Source organism: Streptomyces sp. SX-6 (assembly GCF_059089585.1).
This window is the reverse complement of record NZ_JBTHHU010000002.1, coordinates 430,577-450,710: the sequence shown is the minus strand read 5'-3', so window position 1 is coordinate 450,710 and position 20,134 is coordinate 430,577. Positions and strand designations below refer to the sequence as shown.

Sequence of the window (20,134 nt, the reverse complement as noted above, 5' to 3'; positions counted from 1 at the left end):
CGGGGGTCCAGGGGGCGGAGCCCCAGGACACCGCGCGACAGCGCGGTTCGGGGCCCGGGGCGGAGCCCCGGAGGAGACGGTGAGAGGGCGGGACCGGGGCACAACTCCCCACCCCCCGCCCCCCACCCTCACACCACCACAGCCGCAGCCGCCGGCAGGGAGACGACCATCGTCAGGCCGCCGCCCGGAGTGTCCTCGGGGGTGAGCGTGCCGCCCATCGCCTCGGTCAGGCCGCGCGAGAGCGCGAGTCCCAGCCCGAGGCCGGTGGTGTTGTCGGTGTCGCCCAGGCGCTGGAAGGGCGCGAAGGCGCGCTCGCGGTGGGCGGGGCTTATGCCGGGCCCGCGGTCGATGACGCGGAGTTCGACGCGCGCGGCGAGCGCGCTGGCGGTGACGGTGACCGGGCGGCCGGGCGGCGAGTGCCGCACCGCGTTGGCCACCAGGTTGGCGATCACGCGCTCCAGCAGCGGCGGATCGGCGAGCACGTCCGGCACGGCCTCCAGGTCCTGGGCGGTGACGGGCACGGGCGGGGCCTCCGCCAATGTGCCCATGGCGAGCGGCACGATCTCGGTGAAGGCGGTCGGCTGCAGATGCAGGTCGAGGGCACCCGCCTGGATGCGGCTCATGTCGAGGAGGTTGTCGACGAGCCGGTTGAGCCGGGCCATCGACTCCTCGGCCGTGGCGAGAAGTTCCTCGCGGTCCTCGGCGGAGAACTCGACGTCGCGGCTGCGCAGGGAGCTGACGGCGGCCCAGCCGCTGGCGAGCGGGGTGCGCAGGTCGTGGCTGACGGCGGTGAGCAGGGCCGTACGCATGCGGTCCGCGGCCTTGACCGGCTCGACCTCGGCCACGGCCTCCGCGAGCCGCGCGTGTTCGACGGCCGCCGTCAGATGCGCGGCGAACGCGACGAGGACCCGGTGCTCGGTCGCGGGCAACGCCCGCCCGCGCAGCACCAGTTCGCCGTCCGCGCCCACGGCCACCACGAGTTCGGCCTCCGCGGGCCCGTCGCCGGACGGCTCGCCTGCCCGTACGGGCTCCGTCTCGCGCGAGCGCGACCGCAGTTCCGCCGTCTCCATGCCGAACGTCTCGCGCGTGCGCTCGAGGAGCAGGGGGACCGCCTGTTCGCCGCGCAGGATGCCGCCCGCCAGCGAGGAGAGGGTCTCGGCCTCGGCGGTGGCGCTCGCCGCCCGGCGGCCCAGCCGCAGCGAACGGTCCACGATGGCCGCGACGGTGACGGCGACCACGGTGAAGACGACCTGGGCGAGGACATTGTTCGCGCCGGCGAAGGCGAAGTGGTGCGCCGGGGCGATGAAGTAATAGTTCAGCAGCAGCGAGGCCGTGACCGAGGCGAGCAGCGCCGAGACCACGCCGCCGATGCAGGCCACGCCGACGACGGCGAGCAGGAACACCAGCGTCTCGCTGGTCAGGTTGAGGCTGAAGGCGTCGGAGACGGGCCGCAGCAGCACGGTCAGCAGCAGCGGCAGCAGACAGCCGGCCACGGGCCCGCCGATCCGGCGGGCGAAGGGCAGTCCGCTGCCGGTCTCCGGCAACAGGCGGCCCTGTCCGGCCCGTTCGTGGGTGACCATGTGGACATCGATGTCGCCCGACGACTCGATGATCTCCTCGCCCACGCCGCGCGAGGTCAGCAGCCGCCGCAGCCGCCCGCGCCGGCTGACACCGACGACGAGCTGCGTGGCGTTCTCGGCGCGGGCGAAGTCCAGCAGGGCGGTGGGCACATGGTCGCCCACGACCGTGTGGTGGGTGCCGCCGAGGGTCTCGACGAGCTGCCGCTGTTTGGCGAGCGCGGCGGCCGAGGCCCCCGCGAGCCCGTCGCTGCGGGCGATGTGGACGGCGAGCAGGTCGCCGCCGGAGGACCGGGCGGCGATCCGGGCCGCGCGGCGGATGAGGGTCTCGCCCTCGGGGCCGCCGGTGATGGCGACCACGACGCGTTCGCGGGTCTCCCAGACCCGCCCGATGCCGTGCTCGGCACGGTACCGCTGGAGGGCCTCGTCGACGCGCTCCGCGACCCACAGCAGGGCCAGCTCGCGCAGCGCGGAGAGGTTGCCGACCCGGAAGTAGTGGGAGAGCGCGGCGTCGATCTTCTCGGGCGTGTAGACATTGCCGTGCGCCATGCGGCGGCGCAGGCCCTCGGGGGACATGTCGACGAGCTCGATCTGCTCGGCCCGGCGCACGAACTCGTCGGGCACGGTCTGCCGTTGCGGCACCCCCGTTATCTTCACGACGACATCGTTGAGCGACTCCAGGTGCTCGATGTTGACGGTGGTGATGACGTCGATGCCGGCCGCGAGCAGCTCCTCGACGTCCTGCCAGCGCTTGGTGTGCCGGGTGCCGGGCACATTGGTGTGCGACAGCTCGTCGATCAGCACCACATCGGGACGGCGCTCCAGCACCGCGTCGAGGTCGAGTTCGTCATGGCTCGTACCCCGGTAGGTGCGCCGCGCCCGGGGCACGGTCTCCAGCCCCTCGAGCTTGGCCTCCGTGTGCGGGCGCCGGTGGCACTCGACGAAGGCCGCCACCACGTCGGTTCCGCGCCGCGCTCTGCGGTGCCCCTCGTCCAGCATCCGGTAGGTCTTCCCGACGCCCGGGGCCGCTCCGAGGAAGACCTTGAGCCTGCCGGGACGCGGACCCGGCGCGTCGGTCGGAAGGCCGTCCTGCACCATCGAATCGCTCCTTCTTCTGTTCTTGTTCTCCTGCCATGGTCGGGTCGAAAAGCGTCGAATCGTGCTTCGCAACAGCGACGTTGACGCGTTCCTAGCCCGAAGGGCCCGGTCGGGACGTCGGGTAAGGTCTCTGCGGGGCGCCGGGAAGTCTGGTCGGCAGGCAGACGCATGTCAGCCGTGCCGCAGCTCGACGGGGGAATGAGTACGTGACCGCCCTGACCGCCATCCTTCTGCTCGTCGTGTTCGCGACCCTGGTCGCCACGGGCGCCCGCCACTGGCGGGTCCCCGCGCCTTCCCTGCTGGTCATCGGCGGTGTCGTCATCGGCATGCAGCCCTGGATACCGGACGTCCGGGTGGCGCCCGAGGTGATCAGCGTGGTCGTTCTCCCCCCGCTGCTGTACGCCTCCGCCGAGGAGATCCCCTGGCGCGAACTGCGCCTGATGTGGCGGCAGGTGACGGCCCTGTCGTTCGGCCTGGTGCTGGTCACCGCCGCGGCCGTCGCCGCGGTCGCCTCCGTCGTCACCCCGCTCGGCGGGGCCATGGCGTTCGTACTGGGCGCGGTGCTGGCCAGTACGGACCCGGTGGCGGTGACCGCGCTCGGACGCCGGCTGTCGCTTCCGCCGCGGGTGCAGGTGATGGTGCAGTCCGAGAGCCTGTTCAACGACGCCACCAGCCTGGTCCTCTTCAAGGTCGCCGTCGGCACGGCCGTGGCCGGGGGCGCGGTGTCGCTGCCCGGGGCTGGCGGCCGGTTCCTGCTCATGGGCGGCGGCGGGGCGCTGGCCGGCGGCCTGGTCGCGGGCGCGGTGGCCCTGATCCGCCGCCGCACCGAGGACCCGGTGCTGGAGACGGTGACGGCCCTGGTCACGCCGTACGCGGCCTATGTCCTCGCCGAGGACCTGCACACCTCCGGGGTCACCGCGGTCGTGGTGGCCGGGGTGGCGCTCGGCGGCACCGGCCACAAGCTCACGAGCGCGGCCAACAGGCTCCAGGTGCACGCCGTCTACGGCACGCTGGTCTTCCTGCTGGAGAGCGTCGTCTTCGCCCTCATAGGGCTCGAACTGCCGGTGCTGGTCCGTCAGCTCGCCGCCGGCGAACACGGCTGGCCGCTCGGCGTCCTGGCCGTCGCGGCCACCGTGATCGTGGCGCGGCTGATGGGCATCCTCCCGCTCTACGCCCTCATCCAGCGCCGCCGTTCGGGCGGGCCCGGCGGCGGCTCCGGCACCTGGCGCATCCCCGCGGTGGTGTCGTGGGCCGGTACGCGCGGAGTGATGCCGCTCGCAGCGGCCCTGTCCATCCCGCTGACCGCGCACGACGGCAGCCCGCTGCCGTACCGTTCGCTGATCCTCGTCCTGACGACCGGCGTCGTCGTCTTCACCCTCGTGCTCCAGGGGCTCACCCTCGCCCCTGTGGTGCGCTGGTCCGGCATCGCCCTGGAGCCCGAGCACACCGCCCGCGAGGAGGCGCGCGCCCGGGTCGGCCTGGCCCGGGCCGGGCTGGAGTGCCTCGACGAACTCGAGTCCCTGGACGCGGCGCCCGCGGTCGTCATCGACCAGCTCCGCCGCGGGCTCCTGGCCCGCCTCGACCAGGCCGACGCCGACCAGGGCGACGGCCCCGACGAGGGGGTCTCGGCGGCCGACTACCGAGAACTGCGGCGCACGGTCATATCCGCCGAGGCCGCCGAGCTGCGGCGCCTGTACGCGGACAACCGCATCGGCGACACGACCCGGCGGCGCCTCCAGCGCGGACTCGACCTCGAGGAGGCCGGCCTCGGTGAGGAGTGACGCCGCGTGCCTCGAGGGGGAGTTGTGCCCCGGTCCCGCCCTTTCGCCGTTTCCTCCGGGGCTCCGCCCCGGTCCCCGAACCGCGCTCCGCGCGGTGTCCGGGGGCTACGCCCCCTGGTCCCCCGCAACGCGGCGAAGCCGCGACAAGCGGGGTCTGGGGCGCAGCCCCAGGAAACGGTGCTCCAGCGGGCCGAGGCGGCCGTACCGGGGCGTCAGCGGACGTTGCGGAGCGCCCCGGAGCCGAGGATCGCCGCGTCGCGGTAGAGGCAGAAGGCCTCCGCCTCCTTGGTCGGGTAGTGGGTCCACGGTACGGCCGACACATAGCCGTCCACCCGCCGGAACTGCTCCACGGCCTCCGCCCAGCGCTCCTGCTTGGCCAGGACGTACGCCAGCATGTGCCGTGCGTTCGCCAGCCGGGGGTGGTCCGGACGGCAGGCCGCCACGTCCATCAGCGCGGCGTCGACCATGGCGGTGAGGTCCACCGAGCGGAAGGCGATGTCCGGGGCGTCCGCGTCGAGGTGGTCGTACCAGTGCTGGAGCGGGAGCATGGTCATCAGGTTGCCGGGCGGTGCCGTGCGCGCGGTCCCCCACGCGAACTCGCGCACCAGTTCCTCGGAGCCGCGCCACCTCGGGTACCAGTACGAGAGGGCGGAAGCGTGGGCGTCGAAGAGATACGGCGCGCGCGAGGTGATCTCGGCCCACAGCTCCCGCATCATGTCGTGCGACGCGCCCGTGGCCTTGTACAGCGGGATCTGAGCGACATAGGGAGTGGGGTCCTGCGGCGCGGCCAGGGCCACGGCGCGATCGAGGTCGTCCCGGGCTTCCTCCAGCACCCGGTGGAAGCCCATGAACTGCTCGGCCGTGGTGTCCTTGGCCCAGGCCGTGCCACGGATGTCCCACGCCGCGGTGATCTTCGCCTCCGCCTTGACGACGGCCGCGCCCGGGTCATCGGGGCGCGCGGCTTCCCAGTCCCTTAGCCAGGCGTCGTTCTTCGCCGCCGCGTGGGCGATGATCCCGACGAGTGCGGAACGCCGCTCCCAGTCGGTGCCCGTGGCGTCGAGCGCCCGCGCGGCGGGCTCCCAGTCACCCCGGGCGAGGGCCGCCTCGATGGCGTCGGCCTCGGGGTCCGCGAAGGACCGCGCCGTGTTCTGACGCTCCGGCGGTAGCCAGCCCGCGGCGGCGAGTTCGGCGGCGGACGGCGCCGCGGCCGCTCGCCGCTTTCTCCTGATCCAGAGGAAGACGGACACCGCGATGATGATGAGGGACAGCAGCATGCCTGAAGAGAATCCGATCGAGGGACAGGGGCAGGGGAAAGTTCAGACGGCGGACGAGCGCAGCAGTTCGCGCAGAGTGGTGCCCACAGGGCGAGGTCCCCCCCAGATGAAGAGTCGGCAAAGCAACGGTCAAGGGATCATATGTGCGATTGGGGTGCGAGTGGGCGGAATTTCGCCGGGCGCCGAATAGCGTCGGATCGCGCCCGGTATCGCCCCCCCCGGGGCCCTCGGGTATGCACGGGTGCGCACCCTCACAACACCGTCCGCACGTACCGTGGACACCGTGAACGTGCCGGCCGTCACTGCCGGGGTCGACGGAACCCCCGAGAGCCTGGCCGCCGCGCGCTGGGCCGCCGCGGAAGCGGACCGGCGCGGATTCCGGCTGCGCCTGCTGCACGTCGCCGAGGGGGAGCGGGACCCGTGGGCGGAACGCGTCGTGCGCGTCGCCCTGGAGGAGGCGCGCGCCCGGCATCCCGGTGTGCGGGCCACGGGCGAACGGGCCGCCGGGGAACCGGTGGCCGTGCTGCTGGCCGCCGCCGCGGAATCGGCGGTGATCGTGCTCGGTTCGTACGAGCCGGCGCCGGTCGCGCGCTTGGGCCTGCACGTCGCGGGCCGGGCGGACTGCCCGGTGGTCCTGGTGCGCGCCGGTACGCACGAGGCGCCGGGGGAGGTGGCCGTGGGGGTCGACCCCCACGGCTCCGGCGACGCCCCGCTGGCGTATGCGTTCGGCGCGGCGGCCGCACGCGGCGCACCCCTGCACGCGCTGTACGCACGGCCGCTGCCGGAGCAGGCGCCCGTGCCGTGGGACGCCGGCCACGACCTCGCCGGCGAACTGGTGCGGGCCGCCGAGCAGGAGCTCCGGCAGGCGCTGCGCCCCTGGCGCGAGCGCCACCCGGCCGTGCCGGTGACCAGCACCGTACGGCTGGAGAGCCCCGCACCGGCGGTCGTGCGCCTCGCGGGGACGGCGGACCTGCTGGTCGTCGGCCGACAGAGGCACCGGCCCGCCCTGGTGCCGCGGCTCGGCCCCGTGGCCCACGCCTGTGTGCACCACGCCCGGTGCCCGGTGGCCGTCGTGCCTCATGACTGAGCGCGCACACCCTCCCCTTCGGACGCGAGGCCATGGATACTGCGTTCGCCGCGTCGAAGGGAGATTCCATGAGGATGAGGATGCGGATGCGGACAGCAACGTTCAGGCGCCTCGCGTGCGCCGCCGCCGCGGCCGTCGTCGTGCCGGCCGCTGTCCTGCCCGGCACCGCGTCGGCGACGACGGCCGACGTGGTGAGCCGGACGGCCGCCGGAGCAGGGACCCCGACGTTCGCCCTGACGATCGACGACGGCCCCAGCCGGACCTGGACGCCCCAGGTGCTCCGCCTGCTGAGCGAGCACGGGATCACGGCCACGTTCTGCCTCATAGGCGAGAACGCGCGCCGGTATCCGGACCTCGTCCGGCGGATCGTCAGCGAGGGACACCACCTCTGCAATCACACGATGCATCACGCCGACCCCGCCCGTCAGACACCCGACGAGCAGCGCCGCGCCATCCAGGAGACCTCGGACGCCCTCCACGCCGCGGTACCGGACGCGCCGATCGACTACTACCGTGCGCCGGGCGGCAGTTGGACGCGCGTCGTGCGGGAGTACGCCGCGTCCCGCGGGATGCAGCCGCTCGGCTGGTCCGTCGACACCGAGGACTGGAAGAGGTCCGGCGTCGACGCGATCGTCCGGAACTACCGCAAGGAGTTCCGCGGCGGCGGAGTGATCCTCATGCACGACGGCTCGGAGGGCAACGACCGCAGCCAGAGCGTGACGGCCATGCGCCGGATCCTGGCCGACCTGGCCGGCAAGGGCTACACCGACGACATACCGGCAATACGCGACTGAATGGTTCATACTTCCCTCGGTCGACACCCTGGTCGGCACCTCGGTCGGCACCTTGGGGAGAACCATGAGGCTCGTTCACGCCCTGTCGGCCGTCGTGGCGTTCGGTGTGCTCGCGACGCCCGTGACGGCAAGTCCAGTGCAGCGCACGGCCGTTGTCGCGCTCCCGGAGCGGAGCGCGACGGCGGACCAGGGGCCGTACGGCAGGGCGATCCGCAAGTTCCCGACTCGATGCCGCCAGGTCGCGCTCACCTTCAACGCCGCCTGGGACGAGGCGGGCATCGAGGACGTCCTGCGGGTGCTGCGCCGCCGCCGTGTGCCCGCGACCTTCTTCTTCACCGGGCAGTTCGCCGAGCGCCACCCGCGCGCCGTGCGCACGATCGCGCGGCGCCACGGCATCGCCAACCACTCCTACAGCCATCCGTCCTTCGTGGGACTGCCGCGGGCCGAGGCCGTCCGGGAGGTGCGGGCGACGGACGCGGTCCTGCGCCGGGCGTCGGGCACCGTACCCCTGCCCTTCTTCCGCTTCCCCTACGGCGACACGACCCCCGAGGGCATCGCCGAGGTCAACCGCCTCGGCTTCACTGACGTCGAATGGACGACGGACACCAAGGGTTACCTCGGCACGGCGGGCGGCATGACCGTACGGGAGGCGGTGCGACGGGTGGACGATGTGCTCGCGCCGGGGGCGATCGTGCAGATGCACGTCGGTTCGGCCGACGGTTCCGGCGAGGTCCTCGACGCCCGGGCACTGCCGCGGATCATCGACCTGATCCGGTCCCGGGGGTACGAAGTGGTCGATCTGCGTACGCTTCCGGCCTTGCGGATCCCGGGTAGTTGAACCCCGAGAACCCCTGGCGGACCGTACGGAGCATGGACGGGGAGGCCTGAGCCCATGGCATTGCGCATCCATTTCGGCGCGGACGACTACGCGCAGACGAGGCTGGCCCAGACACCCGACCCCCTGTGGGAGGTGCTGCTCAGCATGCACATGCTGCAGACCGACGACGGACCCCTGGTGTTCGACCGCTGGCGCCGCACGGTCGCGCCCCGGCTGGATCCGGCCATGCGCCGCCTCCTCGCGCTGGCCCCGCCGCGCGGCTATTCGCCGGACTTCCTGACCCCGGCAGCGGCGACCGGGGGACTCGAACTCGGCATCGGCGCCGTGCTGTCCACGCCACGCCTCAGGCTGCGGGAGGACATGACGCTGCTGGCCATCTCCGGGCGGCGGCTGCCGCCCGGGGCGCGGGCGCTCGCCGACGGCGACGTGGACGCGCTCCAGGAGCTGGGGCGGGCGATCCGGTCGTACCACCGGCTGGCCCTCGCCCCGTACTGGCCGCGGGTACGGGCCGAGGTGGACGCCGACCTGGCCCTGCGGGCCCGGGCCGTGCCGATCGGGTCCGGGAGCCCCTTCGACCACCTGATGCGCACGCTGCACCCCTGCCTGGAGTGGCAGCCGCCCGTCCTGATCATGCACGGGCCACATGTCCAGGGCGATCTGTACCTGGAGGGGCGGGGGTTGCAGCTGTTGCCGTCGTTCTTCTGCTGGCGTACGCCCACGATCCTGCGCAGTCACGACCTGATGCCGGTCGTGGTCTACCCGGTCGAGCACAGCCCCGTCCAGCTCGTGCCCGGCCGCGGTCCGGCCGGGCACGGCCTCGACGCGCTGCTGGGACGCACCCGGGCGGCCCTGCTGGCGGCGGTGGCCGGGGGGAGCACCACCACCGAACTCGCGCGGTCCGCCGACATCACGGCCGCGACCGCCAGCCACCACGTCTCCGTTCTGCGGGAGGCCGGCCTCCTCGTCACCCGGCGCGCGGGCGGCAGCGCGCACCACACCCTCACGCCGCTCGGCGCCGACCTGCTCACCAGCCGCCCGCCCGGATGAGCCCCCCGGCCGACCTCGCGCATTAGACCAGGGTCACATCGGCTGGCCGGGCGGCCCCGGTTCGGCCACGCTGGTACGTGAAGACGGAAGCCGTGGGGTACGGGGGACCGACGGTGCGGCAGGATCCGCATTGTCCGACCAGAGCTGAGGTGCCAACGGGGGTGACTGCCGGAACAGCCGTCTTCGACCGGCAGTCGGGCACCTTTGTGCAAGAGCTCAACTCGGACATGCGGTTCCGGTCCGCCTCGGTCGTGAAGCTGCTGCTGGCACTGGACCGGTTGTGGGACCGTGCCCCGGAGGCAGACCTGGACCGGCTGGCCGTCATGCTCCGCAGCAGTGACGACGAAGCGGCGAACCACTTCTGGGACCACCGCGGAGGCGCGGACATCGTCCGGCGTACCGCCGAGCGCCTCGGCCTGCGGGACACCGCCGGACCGCCGCCCGAACACCCGGGTTTCTGGGGCTACTCGGCCCTCACCGCGGCCGACATCGTACGGGTGTACCGGTATCTGCTCGACGACGCACCGGAGTTCGTCCGCGACTTCGTCATGGGGAACCTGCGCCGGGCCACCCGCCACGGCAGCGACGGCTGCTTCCAGCACTTCGGCATCGCCGCCGCCTTCGCGCGGCCCTGGGCGGTGAAGCAGGGCTGGTCCGGGTTCGACAGGGCCCCCCGGCGCACCGCGCCCGCCGCCGGGGGAGCGGTGGACCTGGTCCGTCCCGCCCTGCACACCACCGGGACGGCCGGCGCGGACGACCGCGTGATCATGGCCGTCCTCACCCTGCACCCGCCCGGCACCTCGTACGCCACGGCGTGCTCCCGGATCACCGGACTCACCCGCTCCCTCCACGTGCCGGGCGCCATCCGGGCGGAGTGAGCGAGGGGATCGAGGGTGGAGTGGAGGCTTCCGACCGGTAGCTTGGCCGGATCATTGCACGCGGTGACGTCTCCGGTGGCAACATCAACGGGTGATCGGCGCGCTGGTGTTGCGTGACCTTCCGCAGGGAGCTGGGGGCGTGAGTGGCAGGGGACCAGGCGTCCGTCATCGCGGAGTGGGTGCTGCCCGCCGCGGTCTGCGCACCCGTGAGCTGGGTGTGTCTGATTTTCCGCTTCCGTGAGGAGGGGCGCCTGCTGGGTTCGCTCCGCTCGGCCGGGCTGTCGATAGGGGTGATGCTGTGGACGTCGGCCGTGGCCGCCGTGGCCAGCGGGCTGCTGCTGCCGCACGCGTCGAGCGTTCCTCCGGTGGCCGTGGGGGCCATAGCGGGTTCCGGGGTGATGCCGCGCAGCCGGGGCGAACAGACCGGCGCACGGGCGGTGATGGCCGTGCTGACGCTGGGCGATTCGCTGATGCTCCATCAACTTGCGCTGCGGCTGCGGACGGACCGGGCCGACTGGTGCGACCGCATGGCGGCCGGCTTCCGGGACTGCTGGGACCTCGACGCTTTCGCCACCGCCCTGCGCAGCCATCTGCTGCTGCGTGTCGACGTGCCGGGGCGTACGGCCCGGGCGCGTACGCACCTGAGGCGGGAGGTCGTCGAGCGTCATGCCGAGGTCCGCGCGGCGGCACAGAAGTGGATCACCATCGAGACACGTGTCGACAAGGCGTGCCAGCAGCAGGGGCGGGGTCCCACGCGGGAGGAAGCGCGGCTGGTGCGGCGGGCGTTCGGGGAGGCCGAGCAGTACCTCAAGCATCTGCTCGAGCTCGAGCACGCCCATGGCAAGCGCAGCGACGACCGCAAGATCGCCGAACTCAGGCGGCGGCATACATACCGTCAGGATGCCGACGGTACCGAGCAGTTGGCGCCGTCCTAGGGGTTGAGGGATCTGTCAGGGGGCCGGTGTCAGAGCGGCGGAGTATCCGGCTGTGGCGGCGGCGATCTCGTCGTCGGCCGGGGCGGGGTCGAAGAACGTGATCTCCACGCGCGCGCCCAGGGAAGCGGCCACGGCGGCGAGCGAACGAAGCGTCAGATTCTCGTCACCGGAGAGGATCTGACTCACCCTGCCCGGTGAGACGCCCATGCGGTCGGCCAGATCCTTGCGCGTCATCCCGCGTTCCGCCAGTAGTCCCGCGAGCGATGCCGTGGCCTGCCGCGCCAGCCGGGCCCCGGCTTCATCGGCGGTGCGTCCGCTCGTTCCGTTCTCCCGCCAGGCCATGGCCGTTCTCCTCTGCTGCTGTGACGAAGCCGCTTCCAGCAGCATGCCACCTTTAGGCTTAGCTAAAAGCCGGCTTCGGGGCAAAGTCCTGGCCGGCGGGCCCGAGTTGACGCATGGCCGTTCCTTGACCAGCGGATACGCGGCAGGCGACAGCTTTCGGCCAGATTTCCCGGCGCGCCCGGAGGATGGCGCAGAAGGGCCTGCGCGAAGGGTCTGGCGCACCTCCCCGCCGCTCCCTATCATTCCGAACGCTCCTCGTCCCACGGGCCGAGCGGGTGTCATGTGCATGCTTACGCATGGCCGTTGAAGACACCCATCGCCGGTCCGGCACCACGCATCCTGACGCTCGTGCCGACAAGCCGACATGCCGTCGGCCGACCCCTTCCGCTCAAGGGGAGCCATGAACAAGACCGTTTCGGCAATCCGTCGCTTCAGGGTCGTCCCAACGTCCCCTCTTCGGGCTGCCTCGGCCGCCCGAAGACCTTCGAATGGAGAACCATGCCTGGTGGCCTGGTCACAGCGGGCGCGATTACGGCGATGTTCGCCTCTGCGCTCTCCCCGCACAGCTCCTTCGACAACCCGCCGCCCGACAAGATCGTGATCGAGGTCGCGACCGTCAACGGCTCCGGCTGCCCCAGGGGCACCGCGGCCGTCGCGGTCTCGCCCGACAACACGGCGTTCACCGTCACCTACAGCAACTACCTCGCCGCCGTCGGCCTGGGAGCCAAGCCGACCGACGCGCGCAAGAACTGCCAGCTCAACCTGAACGTCCATGTGCCGCAGGGCTACACCTACGCGATCGCCAGTGCCGACTACCGCGGCTACGCCTCGCTGCAGAACGGCGCGATGGGCACGGAGAAGGCCTCGTACTACTTCCAGGGCTCGCCCCAGACGCTGCCGAGCGCACACGGCTTCGCGGGCCCGTACGGCGACAACTGGCAGGTGACCGACACCGTCCCGGTGGCCGCGCTGGTCTGGTCGCCCTGCGGCGAGCTGCGGAACTTCAACATCAACACCGAGATACGGGTCGACCCCGGCACCTCCGACCCCACGAGAACCACGAGTTACATGACCATGGACTCGACGGACGGCAGCCTCAACACGATCTACCACCTCGCCTGGAAGCAGTGCCCGGCCAAGTAGGCCCGGTACCTGCCGAATGAAGGCGGAGTGAGGCGGAGCACGGCGGAGTGAAGCCCGGGGTTTACGCGGACTTCACTCCGCATTCCCGCTCCCGCACCCGCTCCCACCTGCGGTCATCGCACTCCGCAGGGGAGCGGTGACCGATAGGGTATAGACCTTTGTCGGGAACCGAGCGAATGTTGAGTAATTCACTTTCTCCCCGATCGCACAGAGCCCGATGCCAGCATTCAGCCGTGACACCCTGATCCCCCCACATACGGCCGACGCGCTCACCGGCACCCAGGACCCGTTCGCCGGATGGCCCGCCCGTCCCCCGCGGCTCCTCGGCCAGTGGGACCGGGGCGCCCCCAGGTGCATGCACAGCCCGCCCGCACGCTGGGCGGCCCGCTCCCTGCCCGTGGTCCCGCCGCCGTCCCGCGCCATCGCGCTCCCGGCCGCTCCTCCGTCCGTCGCCGCCGCCCGGCGGTTCGCCCGGCACCTGCTGGCCGAGTGGGGACTCGAGGAACTGACGGCGGACGCGGCGCTGCTGCTCTCCGAACTCGTCACCAACGCCATCGTGCACGTCCCCGGCGAGGCACAGGGCATCGAGCTCGCCCTCTCCCGTACCTCCGCCCGCCTGGTCGTCCAGGTCACCGACGCCGGCAACAGCCTGCCGCTGTGCGCGGAGGCCGGACTCGACAGCGAGGGCGGACGCGGCATATGGCTCGTCGAGCAGCTCGCCGACCAGTGGGGACACCACGTGTCGGCCGCCGGGAAGACCGTCTGGTTCACCCTGCCCCTGCCCGGCCGGACGGCCCGCTGAGTCCCGCGGGCTGCGCGGTCAGCGGGTTCGGAGAGACCATGGAAGACGTCGCCGCGGCCTGACCACGCGGAACAGGGCCTCACGACGCCGCCGCGGCACTTCGAGCGGGCGCAAGGAGGACCTGCATGGGCGCCACCGACGCATTCCGACCCGGCCCGGGTGCGTCCGACCACCCTCCGTACGCGCCCGGCGGACTGCTGGACGTGCTCAGTGTGGCCGCCGTGGTGCTCGACCAGGACGGCCGCATCGTGCTGTGGAGCCCGCAGGCCGAGGAGCTCTTCGGCTGGACCACCGAGGACGCGCTCGGCCAGTACGCCGCCCGGCTGCTCGTCGCCGAGAAGGACCTCGGCGTCGTCCTGGACCTCTTCGCCACCGTGATGGGCGAGGGCGAGAGCTGGGCCGGAGTCTTCCCCGTCCGGCACAAGGACGGCCGCGCCCGCCCCGTCGAACTGCGCAACATGCGCCTCGAGGACCAGCACGGCAACCGTTACGCCCTCGGCATCGCCACCGACCTCGCGGTGCTGCGCGACGTCGAACGCGACCTCGCGCTCTCGCTCCAGCTCGTGGACAAGTCGCCGATCGGGATCGCCGTGCTCGACTCCGACCTGCGGTACGTCATGGTCAACCACGCCCTCGAGCGCATCAACGGACTGCCGGCCGAGAAGCACATCGGCCGCCGCCTGCGCGACGTCCTGCCGCTCAAGGACATGGCCGGCATCGAGGCCGCCATGCACGAGGTGCTGGCGACCGGCGTTCCGCAGCTCAACCGGGTCGTCGTCGGCCGCACCGGCCACCACATCGAGGAGAACGCCCGCCTGGTCTCCTACTACCGGCTGGAGGACCCCGGCGGCCATGTGCTGGGCCTCGCCGCCTCCGTCGTGGACGTCACCGACCGCTACCGCGCCGACCGCTCCGCCGCCGAGGCCCGCCGCAGACTGAAAGTGATCGCCGACGCCTCCGTGCTCATCGGCACCACGCTCGACCTCGACCGGACCGCCCGGGAGCTCGCGGACGTCGTGGTGCCCGTCCTGGCCGACGTCGCCGCCGTCGACATCCTCGACAGCGTCCTCGACAACCACCACCCCTCGTCCTCCCCGCCCGTCGGCCGCGCCGCCGTGTTCCGGGCGCTCGCCGTGGCCTCGGCGAACACCGCCGGCGCCCGCGAGGCGGCGCAGGCCGCCGACCCGACGGGGCAGATCGCCAAATACGACGCCGACCGCCTGGTCACCCGGTGCGTGAGCACCGGCCGCCCCGTCCACCTGCCGGAGGTCGGCCCCGGGGACCTGCGCCGCATCGCCCGCGACGAGGCCTCCGCCGCCGCGCTCGGCCACGCCGGGCTGCACTCCTACGTCGCCGTGCCCCTCATCGCCCGCGGCGAGGTGCTCGGCGCCCTCGACCTCAAGCGCACCGACAACCGGCGGCCCTTCGGCGAGGACGACGTCGTCCTCGCCGGCGAACTCGCCGCCCGCGCCGCCGTCTGCATCGAGAACGCCCGCTCGTACCAGCGCGAACGCGCCACCGCCCTGACCCTCCAGCGCAGCCTGCTGCCCCAGCGGCCCAGCAGCCCGGCCGGCCTCGAGGTCGCCTACCGCTACCAGCCCGCGGGCAGCGCGAACCAGGTCGGCGGCGACTGGTTCGACGTCATCCCGCAGTCCGGGGGCAAAAGCGCGCTGGTCGTCGGCGACGTCATGGGCAGCGGCATCTCGGCCGCCGCCGCCATGGGCCAGCTGCGCACCGCCGCCCGTACCCTCTCCGGCCTCGCCCTCGACCCCTCGCAGGTGCTGCACCACCTCGACCTCGCCGCCATAGGTATAGGCCAGATGATCGCCACCTGCTTCTACGCCGTCTACGACCCCCACGACGGCAGCTGCCTCGCCGCCAACGCCGGCCATCTGCCGCCGGTCCGGCTGCGCCCCGACGGGCGCCCCCTCCTGCTGGAACTGCCCACCGGCGCACCCCTCGGCGTGGGCGGCGTCTCCTTCGAGAGCGTCGCCGTGGAGCTGGCACCCGGCGACCGGCTGGTCCTGTACACCGACGGTCTGGTGGAGACCCGGGACGAGGCCATCGACGTGCGGCTGCAGGAGCTCGTCGGCATCCTCGACCGCCCGTCGCTCGGCCTGGAGGAGACCTGTGACCTGCTGCTGTCCACCCTGCGCGCGGGCAACGACCAGGACGACGCCGCCCTGCTCATCGCCCAGGTGAGCCGGTCGGGCTCACAGGCCCCGTAACGCGTCCTGCGCCTGGGCGACCGAGACGTGGATCTCCCGCAGGAGGCAGGAGAGCCGGTCCACGGCGGGCTGGTCCGCACCGGCCGGTTGCGCCTCCCGTGCCGCGAGTTCGGCGTTCACCTGCCGGAAGACCTGCTCGTCCAGGAAGTACGCGTCGCGGCGGATGCCGAGGCTCTGGCAGACCTTCAGGAGCGTCTCGAGGGTGAGGTTCGAGCCGTCGGCGGACTCGGCCTGGGACAGCGTCCGTTTGGACACCCCGGCCCGCGCCGCGAGGCCCTCGAGCGTGAACGGACCGTCGGGATGGTGCTGGCGTATGTACCGCAGCCGCCTGGCGACATCGGACTTCGCCGTGTGGATCCGCTCGTCCAGGGCTCGTGCACGCGGCTCCGGCCCCGCCCCCTGACTCATGACCAACCTCTCACCCGGGTCACCGCGGCCCCGGCGCGGTCGTGTTCCGACCGGAGGACTCTAACTTCTTGATCATGAGTGAGCCAGGGCTTGTACCGAAGCGCGGAATTTAGTGCATTACATTGCGCTTTGATTGCAGCAAGTTGCAATGAGCTCACACGCATGGCTAACGTCCGCGGTGCACGGACGGCGGCCGTTCACATCCACGGGGGTGCTGTGAGCGCCGCCGTTTCCGTGCGTTAGCCCGCGCCGGTCCCGAGCACCTCGCGATAGTGGTCGAGCAACTGGGCGCAGACGGACGACCAGGGGCGCGACAGCACCGAGTGGCGTGCCGCGATGGCGTATTCGAGCCGGAGCAGCGGATCGCGCAGCTCGTCGACCGCGTCCCGCAGCGCGGAGGCGAAGGCCTGACGGGAATCGGCGGGCAGCAGACGGCCGTTCTCGCCGGGCCTCACGAGATCGCGCGGGCCCCCCGCGTCGGGGGTCAGTACCGGAACACCGCTGGCGAGGGCCTCCTGGACGCCCTGGCAGAACGTCTCGTGCCCGCCCGTGTGGATGAACACGTCCAAGCTCGCGTAGGCGGCGGCCAGTTCGGGTCCCGAGCGGAATCCGAGGAAAGCGGCGTCCGGCAACAGCCGCCACAGGGCGGGAGCACTCGGCCCGTCGCCCACGACCACGAGCCGGATCCCGGGCAGACCGTGCAGAGCCGCGAGCCGGTCGACCTGCTTCTCCGGCGTCAGACGGCCGACGTAGCCGACGAGCAGCTGCCCCGGCGCCGCCAGCCGGGCCCGCAACGCGGGGTCCCTGCGGCCCGGGTGGAACAGGTCGAGGTCCACGCCGCGCGGCCACAAGTGGACCCGTGGCACACCGCACGAGGACAAGGCCTGCGCGGCCGAGTGCGAGGGCGCCAGCGTCCGGTCGGCCATCGCGTGCAGGTGGCGTACGCGGCGCCAGGCCGCCTGCGCCGCACGCGGCCCCAGACCGTAACAGGCGGCGAAACCGGCCACGTCGGTCTGGTAGACGGAGACCGTCGGCACACGCAGCCGCCGGGCCACCAACAGCCCCTGGGCCCCGACCATGAACGGCGACGCCAGGTGGATCACGTCCGGCCGGAAGTCGCGCAGCGCCCGGATCAGCCGTCGGCTCGGCAGGCCCACCGGCAGCGAACTCACAGCGGGGACACGGACACAGGGCACGCGCACCACGGGCGTCCCGCCGTGCTCGGCGGGGCCCGGGCCGGGGGCGATGACCAGAGCCTCGTGCCCCTGCTGGTGAAGGTGGTCGAGGATCCGGACAACGGAGTTGGTCACTCCGTTGACGTGCGGGAGGAAGCTTTCGGTGACGAGCGCCACGCGAAGCCGTTCCCGGCCATCGCCTTGGCCGGCCGGGGCGATGGCCCTCGGCTCGGGGGAGAGGGGTACGGAACCGGGCCGGCGGACGTTCCGCGGCAGGGCGAACATCAGCAGGAAGGCGACCGCGAGGAACGCGGCCACCCACCAGAGCGTGTGCCGGAAGGCATCGGAGAGCGTCATGCCGCGGACCCGCCCGCCGAGCTCCTCCACCGCCGCATCCGGTGGGTTGTGCGGATCCGGCGTGCAACTCGCCGGTGTCCGGCCGGGGTCGTTCGCGGTGGCACGGTCCACGGAGCAGGTACGGAACCCGGCGACGGCGCGGTCGACCTGAGCCGCTGACAGCCCGTGGCGGGCGAGCCGGACCCGGAGTTCGGGTACGGTCCGGTCGACGCTGTGCGCGGCCGCTCCGCCGAACAGCCCGAAGAAGAAGACCGACATCAGGGCAACGCCAATGGCGTTGCCGACCTGGACGATGCTGGAGGTCAGCCCCGACGCGGAGCCGGCTTCCCCGCGCGGGACGCCCGTGAGCACCACATCGCCGAGCGGAGCGACCACCAGCCCCAGCCCAATGCCGCAGACGAGCAGGGGCGTTGCCATCTGGGCCGACCGGAGCCCGGTGCCGTTCCGGTCGATTCCGGTGGCGAAGAGTGCGATGCCGGCAATCATGACGAGGACGCCGGCCTGGGGCACGAAACGGCCGAACCGTGGCACCAGATATCTGACCGACGTACCCGCGGCGACGGCCGTCCCGACGGAAAAAGGGATGCCGGTGAGGCCCGCATGAAGCGGCGACCACCCCAGGCCCAGCTGCATGTAGAGCATCCAGGACAGGAAGAGAATGCCGACCGCCGCACTGAAGAGCAATTGGACACTGATTCCGGAGACAAAGCTCCGCATGGTGAACAGGCTCAGCGCGACCAGCGGGGATCTTCCTTTGCGCGCCACCCGGTTTTCGTATGCGGCGAAAAAGACCAGTACTGGGACGGACGCGGCCATGGACCCGAAGCCCCAGAGCGGCCAGTGCAGTTCGCGCCCTTCCAGCAGCGGATGGATCAGCATCAGCAGCCCGACGGTGGCCAGCGCGGCGCCGATGAGGTCGAGCCGTGCGGCATGCGGATCCCGGGAGCGGGGGAGGAAGCGCATGCCGATCACGATGCCGACGAGGCCGATCGGTACGTTCACCAGGAACACCGCTCGCCATCCCAGACCGAGCGGATTCGCGTCCATGAGGCATCCGCCGATGAGAGGGCCCGATACCGTGGCCACTCCGACGTTCACTCCGTAGAAGCCGTAGACCTTTCCCCGCTCGCTCGCGGGAAACGTCACTTGGATCAGCGCCAGGACCTGGGGCAGCATCAGCGCCGCCATTGCTCCCTGGACAATTCGCGCACAGATCAGTGCCGAGGCATCGGGCGCGAATCCGCACAGTGCCGAGGCGGCCGTGAAACCGCCCATGCCGGTCAGGAACATCCGCTTGCGGCAGAAGAAATCACCGAGCCGCCCGCCGGTGATGAGAAGCGTGCCGAATGCGAGCGCGTATCCCGCCGTGACCCATTGCACGGACGTATAGGCGATGTCCAGGTCCTTCTGGAGCCCCGGGACGGCGACATTGACGATGGTGACGTCCAGGAGATCCATGAACGAGGCCACCAGCACCACCGCGAGAGCGGTCCAGCGACGGTACCGGCCCTCCGCGGCGGTCACGGTGCGCGAGGTCACAGCGCTCAGCCAGTCGAGCCAGGCGATCACGGCCAAGACGGCCGGCACGAGCAGGCGGCTCCTGGGTTTGTACAGCATCTGCCCCTCTGCGCAGGCGTACATGACCGAAAGACCGAAAGGCGGCTTTCCGAGCGTATTTAGCCGACATGATGCCGCGGGAGAGGAAGTCGGTTACTGGCCACAGGTGATCGCTGTTGATCGATCGTGCGCATCGATGTGACAGGCTGTGCCATGTAAAGTGAGGAGGTCGCCCTTGACCTGCGAGAAAGCAGGCAGGGAGCCTATCTCCGGGAGTTCTCCGTGTTCCGCACCATGATGAAGTCCAAGATTCATCGCGCCACCGTGACGCAGGCCGACCTGCACTACGTGGGTTCGCTCACCGTCGACGCCGACCTCATGGAGGCGGCCGATCTCCTGCCCGGCGAGAAGGTCGACATCGTCGACATCAACAACGGCGCCCGGCTGTCGACCTATGTCATCGAGGGCCCGCGCGGCTCCGGCGTGATCGGCATCAACGGCGCCGCCGCCCGTCTGATCAGCCCCGGCGACCTGGTCATCGTCATCGCCTACGGTTCCATGGACGACGCGGAGGCCAGGACCTTCGAGCCGCGGGTCGTCTTCGTCGACGAGAACAACGCGGTGGTGGATCTCGGCAGCGACCCGGCCGCAGTGCCGGAGGGCTCCGGCCTGCGGCGCGGGGACCGCGTCGAAAGCTGAGCGCGTCTACGCTCCGCGGAAGTGAGGTTATGCCGCTGCGGGCCGTCCGTGGCTGGTCGCGCAGTTCCCCGCGCCCCTTCGGGACGCGGTACCGCACCGGACTTCGACAAGCCC

At 71.9% G+C, this 20,134-nt stretch carries 16 protein-coding genes; 11 read left to right on the top strand and 5 right to left on the bottom strand.

Annotation, left to right across the window (positions count from 1 at the left end; genetic code table 11):
• Window positions 1–128: 128 nt before the first annotated feature.
• Window positions 129–2,675, bottom strand: a complete 2,547-nt coding sequence (locus tag ACV530_RS04020; protein ID WP_494330811.1) for a sensor histidine kinase — start codon at window positions 2,673–2,675, stop codon at window positions 129–131.
• A 206-nt stretch (window positions 2,676–2,881) separates the two neighbouring features.
• Here ACV530_RS04020 and ACV530_RS04015 point away from each other — a divergent pair, with 206 nt between their 5' ends.
• Window positions 2,882–4,456: a Na+/H+ antiporter gene (locus ACV530_RS04015; RefSeq protein ID WP_494330810.1), complete on the top strand. Its 1,575-nt coding sequence runs from the start codon at window positions 2,882–2,884 to the stop codon at window positions 4,454–4,456.
• Between the two features lie 212 nt (window positions 4,457–4,668).
• On the opposite strand, the gene ACV530_RS04010 is transcribed toward ACV530_RS04015, so the two are convergent.
• Window positions 4,669–5,730 (bottom strand): DUF4034 domain-containing protein, encoded by a 1,062-nt coding sequence (locus ACV530_RS04010; protein WP_494330809.1) that lies wholly within the window; start codon window positions 5,728–5,730, stop codon window positions 4,669–4,671.
• A gap of 283 nt (window positions 5,731–6,013) precedes the next feature.
• On the opposite strand from ACV530_RS04010, the gene ACV530_RS04005 reads away from it, so the two are divergent.
• The 6 genes from ACV530_RS04005 (at window position 6,014) to ACV530_RS03980 (ending at window position 11,309) form a co-directional block, all read left to right on the top strand.
• Window positions 6,014–6,817, top strand: a complete 804-nt coding sequence (locus ACV530_RS04005; protein ID WP_494330808.1) for a universal stress protein — start codon at window positions 6,014–6,016, stop codon at window positions 6,815–6,817.
• Between the two features lie 68 nt (window positions 6,818–6,885).
• Window positions 6,886–7,611: a polysaccharide deacetylase family protein gene (locus tag ACV530_RS04000; protein ID WP_494330807.1), complete on the top strand. Its 726-nt coding sequence runs from the start codon at window positions 6,886–6,888 to the stop codon at window positions 7,609–7,611.
• 64 nt (window positions 7,612–7,675) lie between these two features.
• Window positions 7,676–8,449 (top strand): polysaccharide deacetylase family protein, encoded by a 774-nt coding sequence (locus ACV530_RS03995; protein WP_494330806.1) that lies wholly within the window; start codon window positions 7,676–7,678, stop codon window positions 8,447–8,449.
• A gap of 54 nt (window positions 8,450–8,503) precedes the next feature.
• The gene (locus tag ACV530_RS03990; protein WP_494330805.1) at window positions 8,504–9,496 is read left to right on the top strand and encodes a helix-turn-helix domain-containing protein; all 993 of its coding nucleotides are present in this window, start codon (window positions 8,504–8,506) and stop codon (window positions 9,494–9,496) included.
• A 161-nt stretch (window positions 9,497–9,657) separates the two neighbouring features.
• Window positions 9,658–10,374 carry a hypothetical protein gene (locus ACV530_RS03985; RefSeq protein WP_494330804.1) on the top strand — a complete coding sequence of 239 codons (717 nt, stop codon included), beginning with the start codon at window positions 9,658–9,660 and terminating at the stop codon, window positions 10,372–10,374.
• A gap of 143 nt (window positions 10,375–10,517) precedes the next feature.
• Window positions 10,518–11,309 (top strand): hypothetical protein, encoded by a 792-nt coding sequence (locus ACV530_RS03980; RefSeq protein ID WP_494330803.1) that lies wholly within the window; start codon window positions 10,518–10,520, stop codon window positions 11,307–11,309.
• Between the two features lie 15 nt (window positions 11,310–11,324).
• Here the strand turns inward: ACV530_RS03980 and ACV530_RS03975 are convergent, their stop codons facing one another.
• Window positions 11,325–11,696 carry a helix-turn-helix domain-containing protein gene (locus ACV530_RS03975; RefSeq protein WP_494330802.1) on the bottom strand — a complete coding sequence of 124 codons (372 nt, stop codon included), beginning with the start codon at window positions 11,694–11,696 and terminating at the stop codon, window positions 11,325–11,327.
• A 453-nt stretch (window positions 11,697–12,149) separates the two neighbouring features.
• Between ACV530_RS03975 and ACV530_RS03970 the strand changes: the two genes are divergently transcribed.
• The 3 genes from ACV530_RS03970 (at window position 12,150) to ACV530_RS03960 (ending at window position 15,824) form a co-directional block, all read left to right on the top strand.
• Window positions 12,150–12,794 carry a DUF4360 domain-containing protein gene (locus tag ACV530_RS03970; protein WP_494330801.1) on the top strand — a complete coding sequence of 215 codons (645 nt, stop codon included), beginning with the start codon at window positions 12,150–12,152 and terminating at the stop codon, window positions 12,792–12,794.
• A gap of 217 nt (window positions 12,795–13,011) precedes the next feature.
• On the top strand, window positions 13,012–13,596 hold the full coding sequence (locus tag ACV530_RS03965) for an ATP-binding protein (protein ID WP_494330800.1): 585 nt from the start codon (window positions 13,012–13,014) through the stop codon (window positions 13,594–13,596).
• 125 nt (window positions 13,597–13,721) lie between these two features.
• On the top strand, window positions 13,722–15,824 hold the full coding sequence (locus tag ACV530_RS03960; RefSeq protein ID WP_494330799.1) for a SpoIIE family protein phosphatase: 2,103 nt from the start codon (window positions 13,722–13,724) through the stop codon (window positions 15,822–15,824).
• Here ACV530_RS03960 and ACV530_RS03955 read toward each other — a convergent pair.
• Both ACV530_RS03955 and ACV530_RS03950 read right to left on the bottom strand, forming a co-directional pair.
• On the bottom strand, window positions 15,810–16,232 hold the full coding sequence (locus tag ACV530_RS03955) for a helix-turn-helix domain-containing protein (protein WP_494330798.1): 423 nt from the start codon (window positions 16,230–16,232) through the stop codon (window positions 15,810–15,812). The genes ACV530_RS03960 and ACV530_RS03955 overlap by 15 nt on opposite strands.
• Window positions 16,233–16,471: 239 nt before the next feature.
• On the bottom strand, window positions 16,472–19,351 hold the full coding sequence (locus tag ACV530_RS03950; RefSeq protein WP_494330797.1) for an MFS transporter: 2,880 nt from the start codon (window positions 19,349–19,351) through the stop codon (window positions 16,472–16,474).
• 252 nt (window positions 19,352–19,603) lie between these two features.
• Here ACV530_RS03950 and panD point away from each other — a divergent pair, with 252 nt between their 5' ends.
• Window positions 19,604–20,020 (top strand): aspartate 1-decarboxylase, encoded by a 417-nt coding sequence (panD, locus tag ACV530_RS03945; protein WP_494330796.1) that lies wholly within the window; start codon window positions 19,604–19,606, stop codon window positions 20,018–20,020.
• Window positions 20,021–20,134 lie beyond the last annotated feature (114 nt).